We start from the raw sequence: 15,537 nt of genomic DNA, 5'->3' as shown, positions 1-15,537 counted from the left end.
AATCACAAACCTAGTGGCTCAGAACAGCTAAGTCGAGGGGTGAGAAGCAGGGTGGTGGTGGTAAAAGAGGAGGATGGCCAAGAAATACCGCATCCACCTGAGTGTTGAGGAACGAGAACAACTGCAAACTTTTCAATCGTGTAGCCGGGCATGAGCTTTTGCAGCTCCTCAGCGGAAGGCGGCTCCCAGCGCCAGTTCCCGCCGGTGGTGCGCGGCGGCGGGGTTTCAGGCGTAGCAGAGGCGGGAGTGGATTCGTCGGCCATGCGGCGTGCTTTTTACGAAAGCCGGCGGGGGATGGCAAGCGTCGAATGCCGAGCGAAACAAACTTGCCACTTGGCAAATCGCCGGGACTCGCCAGCGTGGTCGTCCAACATCAAGGAACTCGTGCTGCATGTGCGAAGTCCTTCGTGCCGAAATTCCAAACTTAGGAGCTGTGCATGAATGAATTGTTGACCAAAACGACCGTACTGGTGCTGAACAGGCACTGGCAGGCCATCGACTCGAAAACGCCAATCGATGCCTTTAGCATGATGGCGGCTGGCAATGCCACCGCGCTGGACATCCACGACGGCGGCGACATGCGACCTGTGACCTGGGAGGACTGGCTGGAACTGGAAGTGCGCGAGGGCGACAACCGCATCGGCACCGTGCATGGCCCGGTGCGCGTGCCGTCCGTGCTGGTGCTGGCCCGCTTTGACAAGGTGCCAAAGCGCCGGCCGAAATTCTGCGCGAAGGCGATCTGGGAGCGTGACGGCGGCGTGTGCCAGTACACGGGGCGCAAGCTCAAGCCGAACGAGGGGAACATCGACCACATCGTGCCCATCTCCCGCGGCGGGGCCAGCACCTGGGAGAACTGCGTGCTGGCGGACCGCAAGATCAACAGCCGCAAAGGCAGCAAGCTGCCCGAGGAGGCCGGTTTGAAGCTGCTGCGCCGCCCCTTTGTGCCGCGTGAGCTTCCCGTGACGCATCTGATCAAGAACCACCATAAGGTGCGGGACTGGGAGGTCTTCCTGTCCGGCGGCAGCGGTGTGTTTGAAGTGTGATCACTTCAGCAGCGGCCCGACGACCTCTTTCCAGATGGCGTAGCCTTTGGCGTTCATGTGGAGCTGGTCCTTGAGGAAAATGTCCGGCTTTGGCATGCCATCGGGACCAAGCATGTGCGGATAGACGTTGATGAACTGAAGGCGCTTGTCGGTTTTCGTGAATTCCTCGATCAAGCGGCTGCACTCGCGCATCTGCTCGATCAAGGCCCAGCGTTTGGGATTCGGCGCGTTCGAGATGTAGCTGATGCGGCACTCGGGCAGCGCGGCATGCACACGAGCGACGAAGGCTTTGAAGTCGGCCAGCACGCGCTGCGGTGTTTTGCCGCCATTGATGTCGTTGCCGCCGGCATACATGACGATGTGCTTGGGCAGATACTGCAGCACGGTGAGGTGCGCGTAGTTGAAGGAGTCAAACACCTCGGAGCCGCCGAAACCACGGTTCATGACCGGCAGGCCGGGGAAATCGTCCGCCAGCGTCTTCCACATGCGAATGCTGGAGCTGCCGGTGAAGACGATGGGACTGGCGGGCGGCGCTTTTTCGGCGTCCTGCTTCGCGAAGGCGAGGATTTCCTTCTGCCAGCGGATCGCGGAGGTCACCACGTCGTAACCGGCCTCGCTGAAGTGCAGCTTGTCCTCGACATAAAGCTCAGGACGCGGTTTGCCGTCGGCACCGAGCAGCAGGGGGAAGATGTCGATGAATTCGACGCCGTTTTTCGCGCAGGAGGCGGAAATGAGGCGGTTCGTCGTTTTGACCAGCTCCACCTCTTCCCAGCGCGAGGGCGAGGTCGGGATCGAAAGGAAGGCGAGCTTGGTTTTCGGCAGGTCTTTTTGAACCTTGGCCACGAAGGCCTCGAACGAGGCGAGAACCTCCTCCGGCGCGCGTCCTGAGTGCAGATCGTTGCCACCGGCGTTGAGGTAGATCTGCTTCGGCTTGTACTTGGTGACGATGCGGTCGGCGAAATGCACCACATCGCTGATGTGCGAGCCGCCAAAGCCGCGGTTGAGCACCGGTGTTTTCTTGAAACGCTCCGGCAAGGACTGCCAGCGGCGGATGTTCGAGGCGCCGGTGAACAGCGTCACGTCCTTGGGCGGCGCCTTGGCCTGATCCTCGGCCTCGAAGGCCTGGATGGCCTTCTCAAAGCGGGCGGGATCGGCCGGGGCGAGCGCGTGACTCCAGGTGGCGCTCAGCAGGCATAAGCACAAAAATAGTCGGCGATAAATCATGGCGGCATGGCAAACGTTGTGCGTGATGGGCCTCATGCAGTCATTGCTCAAAAGCTGGAAACGAAGATTTGCCTCCCATTCGGCGCACACCTCTAATCATCGGGTGAGCCCCTCCGCCCCTGTTTCCTTCGACCCCTCAGACCAGCCGCTGAGTCCCGGCGTCACGCTGTTGAAAGGCGCGGCGCGCTTCGTGGTGCATTCACGGCATGCGAAAGCCGTGGATCTCTGCCTTTACGACCCGGCAGATCCCGCGCTTGAAACCGCCCGCGTGCGCATGCAGCGGGGCGAGTTCGACCTCTGGCATGCCACCGTGAACGGGATCAAACCGGGTGCGCTCTACGGCTACCGCGCCCACGGCCCCTGGCTGCCGCAGCACGCGATGCGGCACAACGCAAGGAAGCTGCTGCTCGACCCCTACGCTCGAGCCATTCATGGCGTTCCAGACGCGGCCACGCACATGCACACCACGCCGGGACCGCTGCACGCCCCCGGCTGCATCGACAACGGTGCCAAGGCGCTGAAAAGCGTGGTGATCGACGAGTCGTTTGAGTGGTCCGGCGACAAGCCTCCCCGCGTGCCGTGGCGGGACACGGTGATCTGCGAGATGCATGTGAAGGGCTTCACCCAGACGCATCCGAAGATCCCCGCCGCGCTGCGTGGCACCTACGCGGGCCTCGCCCATCCGGCGGCGGTCGGCTATCTGCGCGATCTCGGCATCACCAGCGTGCAACTGCTGCCGGTGCATCAGCACCTGGATGACCTGTTCCTGCTCGACAAGAAACTCACGAATTACTGGGGCTACAACACGATCGGCTTCTTCGCCCCGCACAACACCTACGCCGCCGCGAGCGACCCGCAGGAGCAGGTGCGCGAGTTCAAGGCGATGGTGAAGGCGCTGCACGCCGCCGGGATCGAGGTGATCCTGGACGTGGTTTACAATCACACCGCCGAGGGCAATGAACACGGCCCCACGCTGATGTTTCGCGGCCTGGATGACCACAGCTACTACCGGCATCAGTTCAGCGAGGACGGCGCGAGCTACCTGAACATGACCGGCTGCGGCAACTCGGTGGATTCCGCCAGCCTGCCGGTGCTGCGGCTCATCCTCGACAGCCTGCGCTACTGGGTCACGGAGATGCACGTCGATGGTTTCCGCTTTGACCTGGCGGTGACGGTGGCGCGGAACGAGACCCACGCCTTCCATGCGCGGTCGCAGTTCATCTGCGCCGTGGCGCAGGACCCGGTGCTCTCGCAGGTCAAATTGATCGCCGAGGCCTGGGACATCTCGTGCATGGACAGCTACCAGGTGGGCCAGTTCCCCGAGCCCTGGCGCGAACTCAACGGCAAGTACCGCGACACGGTGCGCAGTTGGTGGCGTGGCGACCGTGGCAACACCGCCGAGTTCGCCAAACGCTTCTGCGGCAGCCAGGACATCTACGGCTGGAACCAGCAGCGCCCGCCGCTGGCCAGCATTAATTTCCTCACCTCGCACGACGGCTTCACGCTGCAGGATCTCGTGAGCTACGAGCACAAGCACAACGAGGCCAACGGCGAGGACAACCGCGATGGCGACAGTTCCAACCACAGCTCCAACTGCGGCATCGAAGGCCCCACCGACGACCCCTTGATCCTGGACATGCGCGACAAGCTGCGCCGCGGCATGATCGCCACGATGATGTGCTCCCTTGGCGTGCCATTCCTGACCGCCGGCGATGAGCGCGGGCGCACCCAGAGAGGCAACAACAACGCCTACTGCCAGGACAGCGACATCAGTTGGCTGGACTGGAGCAAGGGCGACGAAGAAATGCTCGACTTCACACGCCGCATGATCGCCTTCCGCCGCAGTCACGGCAGGTTCCGTCGGCGCGTCTATTTCGACGGCCAGACCAATCCCTCCACCGGTCTGCGCGATGTCACCTGGCTGGAAGACGACGGCAGCCTGCTCTGCCACGAGGAGTGGCATAACCACGCGCGCTGCTGCTTCGGCGCATTGTTTGACGCTGACGAAGCGGACAGCAGTCCCCTGCTGCTGATCTTTAACAACAGCAAGGCGGCCCAGCCCTTCCTGCTGCCGGGAAGCGAGGACACCCGCTGGACACTCGTGTTCGACACCGGTCTCAGCCCGTCCTTCCCGACCAGCACGCCACGCCAGTACGCTGGCGCGGAAAGCCATCTACTCCTCGGACGCAGCATCGCCTGTCTGAAACTCACCGCGGGCCGCTGCGGTGAGATCGAGCCCAAAGCATGCTGAGGGCCGGGACTCTCACGCACTCCGCCACAGGCAGCAGAGGCTTGAAAAGCCAAAGCTGCGGTTTGCCGAAGTGTTTTATGGTGTTTATATTTATGTGAATGTCCACATCCCGCATTGCCCTGCCCAACCCCTTGCGAGCCTTTCTCGCCAGAGGGGCCAGGTCAGGCATGGTCTCGGGCTTCCTGCTGGTGGCCATCCTCACCTTGGTCGGAAAAATGGTGGCCTTCGCCAAGGACGCGGTCGTGGCCGCCAAAATGGGCACGGGGGACGACCTGGACGCGTTCATGCTGGTTTTCGGCTTTTTCTCCTTCGCCGCCACGGTGCTGGCAGGCGGCCTGCCGGAATCTTTTGTGCCCGCCTATGCCGAGCTGCGTGAGCGCCGCGGCCTGCGCCGTGCCGACCGTCTTGGCGTGCAGTGCGCTGTGTGGCATTTCGCGACGCTGCTGGTTTGCGGCCTGCTAATCCTGTTCGCCGCGCCCACCTTGGTGTCCTGGGCCACACACGGCTTCGAGCCGCAGAAGCAGGCGCTTGCGGTGGGCCTGGTACGCAGCCTGATGCCTTTCATGCTCTGTTTTGGGCTGTCGTATCATCTTTCCGCCTGGCTGCGGGTGGGTAAAACCTTTCTGCTGGCCACATCGACTCCGATGCTGGTGCCGCTGGGCATCGTGACCGCCCTGCTGCTGGCCGGAGACAAAGTCCACGCGGGCACGCTTGTGGCTGGCACCGTCTGGGGCTCGGCGGCGCACATGCTGTTGCTGTTCATCGCCGTGCTCCGCCGTCTGCCGCGCTCCCGGCGGTGGTGGCGCGTCACTTTGCGCCACACTGAGCCAGGATTTGGCGCGATTCTGCGCAACGGACTGCCCTTTCTCATCGGCGGCGTCGCTTTCGGCAGCGCCAGCGTGGTGGATCAAACGATGGCCGCCTGGCTCACCGCCGGTTCCGTGGCCGTGCTCAGCTATGCCGACAAACTGTGCGCCATCGTGCTCGCCGTCACCGCCGGACCAGCGTCGGACGTGCTGTTCCCGCATTTCGTCGAACTCGTCGCCAAGCGTGACTGGGTCGGCCTGCGCAAGCGCTTGCTGGCCAGCGCCGGCATCATCATGAGCCTGGCGCTGCCCATGACGTTGTTTTTGTGCCTCATGGCGCCGTGGATCGTCCGCGTGCTGTTTGAGCGCGGAGCTTTCGGCCCGCAGGACACCCAGCGCGTGGCCGAAGTGCTGCGCTTCGCCGCCTTCCAGATTCCCTTCTACATCCTCGGCACCGTGGCCGCCCGCGTGGTCGTGTCCCTGCAGGCCTCGCGCTTCATGCTCGTGACGTCGTTGTGCGCCCTCGTGCTCAACGCCTCCCTCAACGGGCTGTTCATGTACCGCCTCGGCGCGGCTGGCATCGCGCTCTCGACCGTCATTGTTCACTTCCTCTCGGCCACCGCCGCCTGTGTCATGTGCCTTGTGCTGATCCGCAGGAAGGAGGCGGAATGAACGCCACACCCGCCATGGCGGTGAACCCGTCGCTCATGCGGGCTGCCATGCGGCGGCGCGGGCGGCTGGAGCAGTTCCTCATCATCGCCGCGCTCGCGCTGCTCGTCCCCGCCATGACCAAGGCGCTCGTCTGGGCCGGCGAGGCCGGCATGCTGCCGGTCAAACCGCGTGACTACACGCTGCTCACGCTGGCCGGCGCGGGGCTGATGGTGATGCTGAACCGCCCCAGCTTCTGCCCGCCGGCCTTTCTCATGCTGCTCGTGCCGCTGGCGCGTGTGCTCGACGTCGCCTTCCTTCAGCGCTTCAGCGTCACAGACCTTGGGGATCACAGCGTCGTCGTGATGACCCTGATCTCGAATTTTCTCGTCACCTTCACCGCTGTGCTGCTGCTCTCGGTGGAGTCATGGCGTCGCGTGGCCCTCTGGGTCGCCGTGGTCACCGCGCTCGTCTCCGCCGGCTGCGTTTATTACGAATGGCTCGGGTTTCGCAGCTTCACGCGCATTTCAGGCCGCATGTCCGGCTTCCCCACCGACCCGAACGACCCGCCGATCATCATCACCCTGATGCTGGCCGTCGTCTTCTCCCTGAACCCGCGTTTCTGGCGCAATGTCACGCTCATCGCGCTGGTCGCCCCAGCCATCGCCCTCACGCTCAGCCGCAGCGGCATGGCCGTGTTCTCCTGCCTGCTGCTATGCTACTTCGCCGCCAATCTGCGCCGTCATTTCATGGGCATGCTGCTCATCACCGCCATCAGCATCCCGCTCGCCATCAGCGGCGTGGCCATTCTTTCCCAGACCTCCACCAAGCAGGGAGTGATGACCGACAAGAACACCACGGACCGCCTCAAGGCCATCTTCGAGCTCGACTTCGAGCGCATCAAATCACCCGAACGTGGCAAGGACCTTCAGGACGGCTGGGAGGCCGTCGGTAAAAAGCCCGTCTTCGGCCACGGCAGCGGCGCCGGCACCAGCCTGTGGAAGCCGCACAACCAGGTCGTCGCCCTCTGGATCGACATCGGGGTCTTCGGCGTGCTGTTTTTCGTCCTCGGGCTTCTTGTGCTGACCTTCCGCAGTTTCATGCTGAAGCTGAGCGGCTTCTACTGCCTGGTGCCGCTCTGGTTGTTCGTCCCTTGCAGCCAGATCCTCGTCGAATCGCCGCACTACTGGTTCACCGCTGCGGTGTGCTGCAACCTCGTCTTCACCAGACGCTTCCGCCTCGTGCTCTCCGCGCCTACTAGGAAGGCCTTTCCTCCGCAGACACCTCTGCCGCAGTCATGAGGCTCGCCTTCATCATTCGTGACCTCGGCCACGGCGGCGCACAACGCCAGCTCGTCACCCTGGCCCGAGGGCTCGTGCGCGAGGGGCTTCCGGTCAGCGTCATCCACTTTTACGACGGTGCCTTCCGGACCGAACTCGAAGCCGCGGGCGTTCATACCGTCTGCGTCGGTAAAAAAAGCCGCTGGGACCTGCTCGGCTTTTTCTTCCGCCTCGTCCAAGCCGTGCGCAGTGTGCGTCCCGAAGTCCTGCACGGCTATCTTGCCGAATCCAACCTCATGGCGCTGTGCTTGAAGCCGTTTTGCGGCTTCCCACGCGTCGTCTGGGGCGTACGCGACTCGCAAACGGACGCGCATCTCTGGGGCCTCCTCGGCAGGCTCAGTTTCCGCCTCAACTGCCTCCTCGCGCGTTTCGCCGATGTCATCATCTGCAACTCCAAGGCCGGACGGGATTACTACTCCGCCCGAGGTTATCCACAGGCGAAGATGCACGTCATTCCCAACGGCATCGACGTGGAGCGCTTCAAACCCTCGCCTCACGAGCATCCGCTCACCTTCGGACTCGTCGGCCGACTCAGTCCGATGAAGGATCTCGCGACTTTCATCAAAGCCGCCGCGCTCGTGTCCGAGGCTCGTTTTGTCATCGTTGGCAGCGGTGATGAAGCCTACGCTCGGCAAATGCGCGACCTCGCCACCGCGCTCGGCGTTTCGGTGACCTGGATGCCGGCGCAGAGCGACATGCCTTCCGTCTATGCCACCTTCGACTGCCTGGTGAACTCCAGCGCCTTCGGCGAAGGGTTTTCCAATGTCATCGGCGAGGCGATGGCCTGCGGTGTCCCCTGCATCGCCAGCGATGTCGGAGACAGCGCCTGGATCATCGGCAATCCGGCTCAAATTTTCCCCACAGGCGATCACGAGGCTCTCGCGAAGTGCATGCGCGACTTCAAGCCAAGCGAAACACGCCAGCGCATCGTCGAGGAGTTCAGCATCGAGAAACTCATCGAACGTACCCGCCGTCTGCTCGCCAAGAAAGTGCTCTGGATCACCACCGGGCTCGGCAGCGGTGGCGCGGAGATGATGCTGGCGCAGCTCGTCAACGGCCTGCCTCAGTTCCAGCACGTCGTCGTTTCGCTCACCTCGGGTGGCAAGCACGCCGCGTCACTGCCTGAGGTCCACAGCCTCGACATGCCCGCTGGCAGGCCCACGCTGCGCGCCTTATGGCGCTTGTTCAAAATCGTGCGTCAAACACAGCCCGACGTGCTCATGGGCTGGATGTATCACGGCTGCCTCGTCGCCACGCTGGCGAAATGCATGCGCATCAAACGCGTGCCGATGATCTGGAACATCCGCCAGAGCCTCTACGACCTGAAGCTCGAAAAACGCGGCTCCGCGCTCGTCATTCGTGCCCTTGCGAAGCTCTCGTGGCTGCCACAACGCATCACCTACAATTCCCAGCTCAGCGCGAAACAGCACGAGGCCGTCGGCTACCGCGCGGCGAAGACTTTGCTCATCCCAAACGGCTTTGATCTCGCCAAATGGCAGCCTGCAACGCCCACGCGTGCGCTTATCGGCCGTTTTGGCCGCAACGCGCTGATGAAGGACTACCCGACCTTCATCGAGGCCGCGAAACTCATCCACGCAAAGCATCCTGAGGCCCGATTCATCATCGTCGGAGCTGAAACCGAAAAGCTCGACGTTCCTGCCTTCATCGAAGTCCTCGGCGAACGCCATGATCTGCCTGCGCTCACCGCGTCACTGAACATCGCGGTGTCCTCCTCCGCCTATGGTGAAGGCTTCCCCAACGTCGTCGGCGAGGCCATGGCCTGCGCGGTGCCCGTCGTCGCCACCGACATCGGCGACACGCGCTGGGTCATGGGCGAGACGGGCCGCATCGTCCCGCCACATGATCCACAGGCCCTCGCTGACGCCTGCGTTCAAATCCTCGATCAAAACATCACCACCGATCTCGCCGCCCGTCGGCGCATTGAGGAGCATTTTTCGCTGACCAGCGTCCTCCGTCAGTTCGCAGATCTTCTCACGACTCCCGTCCCACCTCTCACCACTTCCTGAACCATGTGTGGCATCGCCGGTTTCTTCACACCTTCCAAATCTCGACCTGCGCACGAGATGAACGCCATCGTCACTGCGATGACCGACGCCATCATCCTGCGCGGCCCGGATGACTCAGGCGCGTGGGTGGATTCGACCAGCGGTATCGCCCTGGGGCATCGCCGCCTCTCCATCCTCGATCTCTCACCGCTCGGTCATCAGCCGATGACCAGCGCGGACGGGCGTTTCATCATCGTGTTCAACGGTGAGGTGTACAACTTCCAAGATCTCCGCGCCGAACTCGAAAAACACGGCCACTCGTGGCGCGGACACTCGGACACCGAGATCATGCTGGCCGCGTTTCGCCAATGGGGCGTCGTGCAGGCCACGAAACGCTTCAACGGCATGTTCGCCTTCGCTGTTTGGGACAAGCAGGAGCGCGTGTTGCATCTCGGACGTGACCGTCTTGGCGAAAAACCGCTCTACTACGGCTGGGTGGGCGAAACATTCGTCTTCGCCTCCGAATTGAAGGCCATCCAGCGATTCCCCGGCTTCAACGCTTCGATTGATCGCGAGGCGCTGACCTCGCTGCTGCGTTTCAATTACATCCCCGACCCGCTCTGCATCTACCGGGGATTCAAGAAGCTCCCGCCTGCCGCGATGCTTAGCTTACGTTCACCCTCAGAGCGTCCGCAGCCCGGTTGGTATTGGAGCTTGCCGCAGGTCGTTGAACGAGGTCTCGACAACCCGTTCACCGGCACTGAAGCCGAAGCCATCGACACCTTTGAAGCGATGCTCAAGAAAGCCGTGGGCATGCGCATGGTCTCGGATGTATCGCTGGGCGCATTCTTGAGCGGCGGCGTCGATTCCTCGCTCATCGTGTCGATGATGCAGAAGCAAAGCACGCGGCCCGTGCGCACATTCACGATTGGGTTTCATGAAAAGGAGCACAACGAGGCCGAGTTCGCCAAGGATGTCGCCAAGCACCTCGGCACCGATCACACTGAGATGTATGTCACTGGTGAGGACGCGCTCAATGTCATCCCGCAGCTCCCCTCGCTCTACGACGAGCCGTTTTCCGACTACTCGCAGATCCCGACGTATCTCGTGTGCAAAATGGCCCGCCAGCATGTCACGGTCGCCTTGAGCGGTGATGCCGGTGATGAACTGTTCGGCGGCTACGAGCGCTACTTCGTGGGCCGCAGTTTGTGGAATAAAATATCCTGGATGCCGCCGGCCATGAAGAAGATGACCGCATCGGCACTCACCGCGCTACCACCAAGGGTGCTGAATGGACTCGGCGCCAAAGTGCTGCCCAAACGCCTGCGCCATATCCCGCTCGGCGACAAACTGCACAAGCTCGCCGAGGTCGTAGCCGCGCCTGGCATGGAGACGCTTTACCTCAATCTCATGTCTCACTGGAAAAAGCCGCAGGAGATCGTGATCGACGGCAAGGATCCTGTCACAGCGATCACTAACACCGCCTCATGGCCGCGCGTGAGTGATTTCACGCACCGCATGATGCATCTCGACATGGAGACCTACCTGCCGGGCGATATTCTCGTCAAAGTGGACCGCGCTGCGATGGGCGTGAGCCTCGAAGGCCGCATTCCGCTGCTGGACCACGATCTGATCGAGTTCGCGTGGCGCGTGCCGTTCTCGATGAAGGTGCGCGATGGCAAAGGCAAGTGGCTGATGCGCGAGACGCTTTATCGTCATGTGCCGAAGGCGCTCATTGACCGACCGAAACGCGGCTTCGGCATCCCGCTCGATGTCTGGCTGCGCGGTCCGTTGCGTGCGTGGGCGGAGGATTTGCTCAGCGAGTCGCGCCTGAAACGCGAAGGCTTCTTCCATGCCGCGCCGATCCGGCAGAAGTGGCAGGAGCACCTCAGCGGCACGCGAAACTGGCATTTCTACCTCTGGGACGTGCTCATGTTCCAGGCCTGGCTCCAGGCAAGCAAGGTTTAGGCCGTTTTACAAACCTGAAGGCACGGCACGAACGACTTTTGAGCTCGTGCCGGGGAGCAAACTCGGCCCGTAGGACGAGTGTAGCGCAAGCCCGCTCGTCTTCAGCGGTTTCGAAATGCGAGTGCGCCTCATACCCGCCAAGAAGTTGCCTGGGGAGGCAGAAGATGGCATGAACGGATCGTACGCGGTGAAGCCGGGCGGGCTGTCGCCACACCCTGCCTACGAAAACACGGCTTAGGTGGAGCGGCGCATCTTGTCGCGAATCCAACGCATCGCCGGTCTTTCAATCGTGATGGAGATGAGCCAGGCCAGCACGATGCAGCCTGCCGTGGTGATGCTGAAGCTCAGCCAGCCTGAGTGAGTCACGTCATGCAGCTTGCCCAAGGCGATGAGACCGATGTTTTGATGGATCAAATACAGCGGATATGAGACAGCGCCCAAAAAGAGCAGTGGACGCGCGTTGAGCCAGGGCAGACGACCGGTGGTGGCGAGGTGCAGCAGCAGGCCAAAGCCCAGCACGATGGCGAGGTGCATCTGGCTTTGCGCCTTCCACAACGCCACGGCCCCGCAGGCAACGAGAACGAGTGCATGGCCGATGCTCCAGGCGCGACGACGATGCGCGTCATACAAAATCATGCCGACGCCGAAGAAGTGAATGTAATCGAGGCTGGTGACGGCCTTGATCTTCCCGGTGAGGCGGTAAACGAGTGATTCAGGGTTGCCATGTGTGAGGATGCCATGCGCCACCGCCGCAGCGGCCAGCCAAAGCAGCAGCGCGGGCACCGTCAGCTTCCGAAACGCCCCCAGCCGGTGCAGGAAGAGCATGCCGATGTAAAACAGCAGCTCATACTCTAGCGACCAGTACGCGCCGTCGATCATCTTCGCGCGAGCAAAACGCGGCAGCATGGTGATGTTCCAAAGCGCATCACGCGCGCCCACCTCCATGCCGGGGAGGCCGTAAAAACACACGACAACGAAAGTCACGAGCGCACAGGCCCAGAACGTGGGAAACAGGCGTGAAAAGCGCCCCACCGCGAAGCTGGCGGCCGATTTGGCGCGATCCAGCGTCATGAAGATGACAAAGCCGCTGATCATGAAAAACAAGTCCACGCCATCGTTCCCGTAAGGGAACGGGAAAGGCACGTCGTAGATGTGATAGCCCCAGTTTTTGGCGATGCTGCTGGTGAAGTGGAAAACGATCACCGCCATGGCGGCCAGGCCGCGCAGGGCGTCCAGCTCGGCGATGCGTGTCGTGGGCGCGGGAGTGCTCATGGCAGATGAAGCGCGGAGGCGAGTCCGCGTGTGAGGACGATGTAGCCGGCCTTGGTGAGATGTAGATGATCTTCCGTGTAGAGCTGGCGGCGTTGATTGCCGTCTGGTTCAAGAAATTCGGCCGAGAGGTCGATGAACTCGGTCTTCTGCGTGCCGTGGCGTTGTTTGAGTCGTGTGTTGATCTCGCCAATCCAGGCGCGGATGGGCGACTTGGCCTCATACACCGGCAGCAGGCCCAGCAGCAGGATGCGGGACTCGGGATGACGCTGGTGGATGCGCTCCACGATGGTTTCAATGCCACGCGCGGTGTCGGCGGCGGTGAACTCACGCCAGAAGTTGTTGATGCCGATCATGAGGACGAAGGCCTCGGGCGAAGCACCTTCGAGCAGACCGTGCTCGATGCGCCAGAGAACATGCTGAGGCCCGTCGCCGCCGATGCCGAAGTTGTGAGCGCCTGCGGAAGCGATGCGTGTTTTCCATACATCCTCATCCCAGCCCTCGATGATCGAATCGCCGATGAAGATGAGTCGGGCCGGCTTCTGCTTCATCATTTGCGCCTGCTCCTTCACGCTTTCCGGCCATGAGGCCGGCTCTGCGCGTGCCGCCGGTTTCCAGGGAACCTCCTGGCCGTTCACCGTGAGGAGAAGGCTGAAAAAGACGAGTGCGCGGCTGAAAAATGACATGTGCGGCGAAACGCTAAGCGCCTGCGCACAAGAGATCAAGCCGTGGGCTATTCTTCCTCGCTCGAATCCGCCTTGCCGCCGGGAATGATGCCGCGCTTGGTGCTAGCGACGAAATCGACGAAGGCGGCGGCCTCGGGCGTGAGCTCGGTGGCACGAAGCTCCTCGATGGCCTGGGCGTTGTTCAAACCGCTGCGGTAGATCTTGCGGAAGGCGTTGCGGATGGAGCGCATTTGATCGCGGCTAAAACCGGCGCGTTGCAGCCCGACGATGTTTAGGCCGCGCGCACGCGCCGGATTGCCGTCGGCGGTGCAGAAGGGCGGGATGTCCTGCACCACCTTGGCGCAGCCACCGGTGATGGAACGCGTGCCGATGCGGCAGAACTGATGCACAGCGGTGAGACCGCCGATGATGACGTGATCCTCGACGACCACATGCCCGGCGAGTGTGCCGTTGTTGGAGAAGATGACGTAATTGCCCACCACGCAGTCGTGCGCGATGTGGACGTAGCTGAGGAAGTGGTTGTGGCTGCCGATGACCGTCTTGTCATGCGGCGCGGTGGCGCGGTGGACACTGCAAAACTCGCGGAAGGTGTTGTTGTCCCCCACTTCGAGCCAGGTCGGCTCGGTCTTGTATTTCAAATCCTGTGTCTGCTGGCCGATGGAGCCGTAGGCGAAGAATTTGTTGTTCTTCCCGATCTTGGACGGCCCCATGATGGTGACGTGATGCTGGAGCCAGCAGCCGTCCCCCAGCTCCACGTCCGCGCCGATGATGCAGTAGGGACCGACGGTCACATCCGCGCCAAGTTTGGCCGAGGGATCAATGATGGCGGTGGGGTGGATCACGAAAAATGACGAATGTTGAAATGACGAATGAGAAAACTGACCGCAGGCGGCGGATCAGCGGTCCACGAGGCTGAACATCAGCTCGGCCTCGGAGGCGAGCTGGCCGTTGACCGTGCAGCGGCCCAGGGCGCTGGCGATGCTGCGCTTGGTTTTGAGGATCTCGGTCTCGATGACGATGGTGTCCCCAGGGAGAACCGGCCTGCGCCACTTCACTTTGTCCGCGCTCATGAAGTAGCCGATCTTGCCCTGGTTCCCTGGCATGCGCAGCAGCACGATGCTGGCGACCTGCGCCATGGCCTCAAGCTGAAGCACGCCAGGCATGATGGGATGACCGGGGAAGTGGCCCTGGAAGAACGGTTCGTTGATGGTGACGTTCTTGATGCCGGTGCATTTCGTCTCGCCCTCGAATCCGATGATGCGGTCCACCATGAGGAAGGGATAGCGGTGAGGCAGGATGTTCATCACCTCGTTGATGTCGAGCACGGCGTCGCCAGACGGAATGTTGATGACGGCGGGCATCATGCTGCGCATCGTCTCGTACTGCTTCACGATGGAGCGTGCCAGCTCGGTGTTCGGCCCATGTCCAGGACGCACGGCGATGACGTGGCCGAGGATGCGCTTCCCTGAGAGCATCAGGTCGCCGACGATGTCGAGGATCTTGTGGCGGACGAACTCGTCGGCAAAGCGCAGCGGCTGCTTGGAAAGCAGCGTGTCACCACGAATGACGACGGCGGCTTCGAGCGTGCCGCCTTTGATGAGGCCCTTTTCCATCAGCGGGGCGATGTCCTCGTAATACACAAAGGTGCGAGCGGCGGCGATTTCCTTCTCGTAGGTCTCGGGGGTGATCTCCGTGCTGAAATACTGCGTGAAGCGGCCGTTCGGGCCGACGTTGGTGCAGGAGATGCGGAATTTCTTGTCGGGAACGATGGTGAGGATGGTGCCATCACGCGTTTCCTGGTAGATCGGCTCACGCACCTCAAACACACTGCGCGCGGCGCTTTGCTCCTGCAATCCGGCGGACTTGATCAGCTCCACGAAGGGCATCGAGCTGCCGTCGGCGATGGGCGGCTCGTTGGCGTCCATCTCGATGATCGCATTGTCCACGCCCATGCCCGCGAGAGCGGAGATGACGTGCTCGACGGTGTGAACATTGACGCCGCCCTCGGCGATGGTGGTGGCGCGCTCGACTTTCTGCACTTTCTCGACCAGCGCGGGGATGAAGGGCTTGTCCTCCAGGTCGATGCGGCGGAATTTGAAGCCAAAGTTTTCAGGCGCAGGCTGCAGGGTGAGTGTGACCTGTTCGCCGGTGTGCAGCGAAGTCCCCGTCATGGAGACGGATTTGGCGAGAGTGTGCTGACGGTCGGAGGCCATAGTTCGGGGCGGGAGGCGCGTTCGTTAGCGTCTCGCCCCGGTGGGGTCAAAGGGAAATGCGGGGGGGCGGCGCGGTGTCTAGC

General features: G+C 62.3%; 12 protein-coding genes. 6 read left to right on the top strand and 6 right to left on the bottom strand.

Translation table 11 applies throughout. The features are described 5' to 3' along the window. Nucleotides 1–2: 2 nt before the first annotated feature. Entirely contained in the window at nt 3–263 is a 261-nt protein-coding gene (locus ACILSI_RS15865; protein ID WP_395722874.1) for a hypothetical protein, read from the bottom strand. Between the two features lie 174 nt (nt 264–437). On the opposite strand from ACILSI_RS15865, the gene ACILSI_RS15860 reads away from it, so the two are divergent. Further along, nucleotides 438–1,043 carry an HNH endonuclease gene (locus ACILSI_RS15860; protein ID WP_395722873.1) on the top strand — a complete coding sequence of 202 codons (606 nt, stop codon included), beginning with the start codon at nt 438–440 and terminating at the stop codon, nt 1,041–1,043. Here the strand turns inward: ACILSI_RS15860 and ACILSI_RS15855 are convergent, their stop codons facing one another. Next, nucleotides 1,044–2,303, bottom strand: a complete 1,260-nt coding sequence (locus tag ACILSI_RS15855; protein ID WP_395722872.1) for a GDSL-type esterase/lipase family protein — start codon at nt 2,301–2,303, stop codon at nt 1,044–1,046. 67 nt (nt 2,304–2,370) lie between these two features. Between ACILSI_RS15855 and glgX the strand changes: the two genes are divergently transcribed. The 5 genes from glgX (at nt 2,371) to asnB (ending at nt 11,286) form a co-directional block, all read left to right on the top strand. Beyond that, nucleotides 2,371–4,518, top strand: a complete 2,148-nt coding sequence (glgX, locus tag ACILSI_RS15850) for a glycogen debranching protein GlgX (protein ID WP_395722871.1) — start codon at nt 2,371–2,373, stop codon at nt 4,516–4,518. Nucleotides 4,519–4,616: 98 nt separating this feature from the next. Beyond that, nucleotides 4,617–5,996, top strand: a complete 1,380-nt coding sequence (murJ, locus tag ACILSI_RS15845; RefSeq protein WP_395722870.1) for a murein biosynthesis integral membrane protein MurJ — start codon at nt 4,617–4,619, stop codon at nt 5,994–5,996. Then, complete coding sequence (locus tag ACILSI_RS15840) at nt 5,993–7,273, top strand: O-antigen ligase family protein (RefSeq protein WP_395722869.1); 1,281 nt, start codon at nt 5,993–5,995, stop codon at nt 7,271–7,273. Before murJ ends, ACILSI_RS15840 begins: the two co-directional genes overlap by 4 nt. Beyond that, complete coding sequence (locus ACILSI_RS15835) at nt 7,270–9,339, top strand: glycosyltransferase (protein ID WP_395722868.1); 2,070 nt, start codon at nt 7,270–7,272, stop codon at nt 9,337–9,339. Before ACILSI_RS15840 ends, ACILSI_RS15835 begins: the two co-directional genes overlap by 4 nt. A 3-nt stretch (nt 9,340–9,342) precedes the next feature. Beyond that, nucleotides 9,343–11,286: an asparagine synthase (glutamine-hydrolyzing) gene (gene asnB, locus ACILSI_RS15830; RefSeq protein WP_395722867.1), complete on the top strand. Its 1,944-nt coding sequence runs from the start codon at nt 9,343–9,345 to the stop codon at nt 11,284–11,286. Nucleotides 11,287–11,520: 234 nt separating this feature from the next. Here the strand turns inward: asnB and ACILSI_RS15825 are convergent, their stop codons facing one another. The 4 genes from ACILSI_RS15825 to ACILSI_RS15810 are packed head-to-tail and all read right to left on the bottom strand — an operon-like array spanning nt 11,521 to nt 15,454. After that, a complete protein-coding gene (locus ACILSI_RS15825) occupies nt 11,521–12,558 on the bottom strand; it encodes an acyltransferase family protein (RefSeq protein ID WP_395722866.1) in 1,038 nt (345 codons plus the stop codon). Next, a complete protein-coding gene (locus ACILSI_RS15820; protein WP_395722865.1) occupies nt 12,555–13,241 on the bottom strand; it encodes a GDSL-type esterase/lipase family protein in 687 nt (228 codons plus the stop codon). The genes ACILSI_RS15825 and ACILSI_RS15820 overlap by 4 nt, the downstream gene beginning before the upstream one ends. 47 nt (nt 13,242–13,288) lie before the next feature. Continuing rightward, a complete protein-coding gene (lpxA, locus tag ACILSI_RS15815) occupies nt 13,289–14,083 on the bottom strand; it encodes an acyl-ACP--UDP-N-acetylglucosamine O-acyltransferase (RefSeq protein WP_395722864.1) in 795 nt (264 codons plus the stop codon). Between the two features lie 54 nt (nt 14,084–14,137). Continuing rightward, nucleotides 14,138–15,454, bottom strand: a complete 1,317-nt coding sequence (locus ACILSI_RS15810; RefSeq protein WP_395722863.1) for a bifunctional UDP-3-O-[3-hydroxymyristoyl] N-acetylglucosamine deacetylase/3-hydroxyacyl-ACP dehydratase — start codon at nt 15,452–15,454, stop codon at nt 14,138–14,140. Nucleotides 15,455–15,537: the final 83 nt, after the last annotated feature.

This window comes from Prosthecobacter sp. (assembly GCF_044232965.1).
In the GTDB taxonomy this organism is placed as follows: Bacteria; Verrucomicrobiota; Verrucomicrobiia; order Verrucomicrobiales; family Verrucomicrobiaceae; genus Prosthecobacter.
Note: the sequence above shows the minus strand (reverse complement) of the source record. Positions and strands in the feature narration are given on the sequence as shown.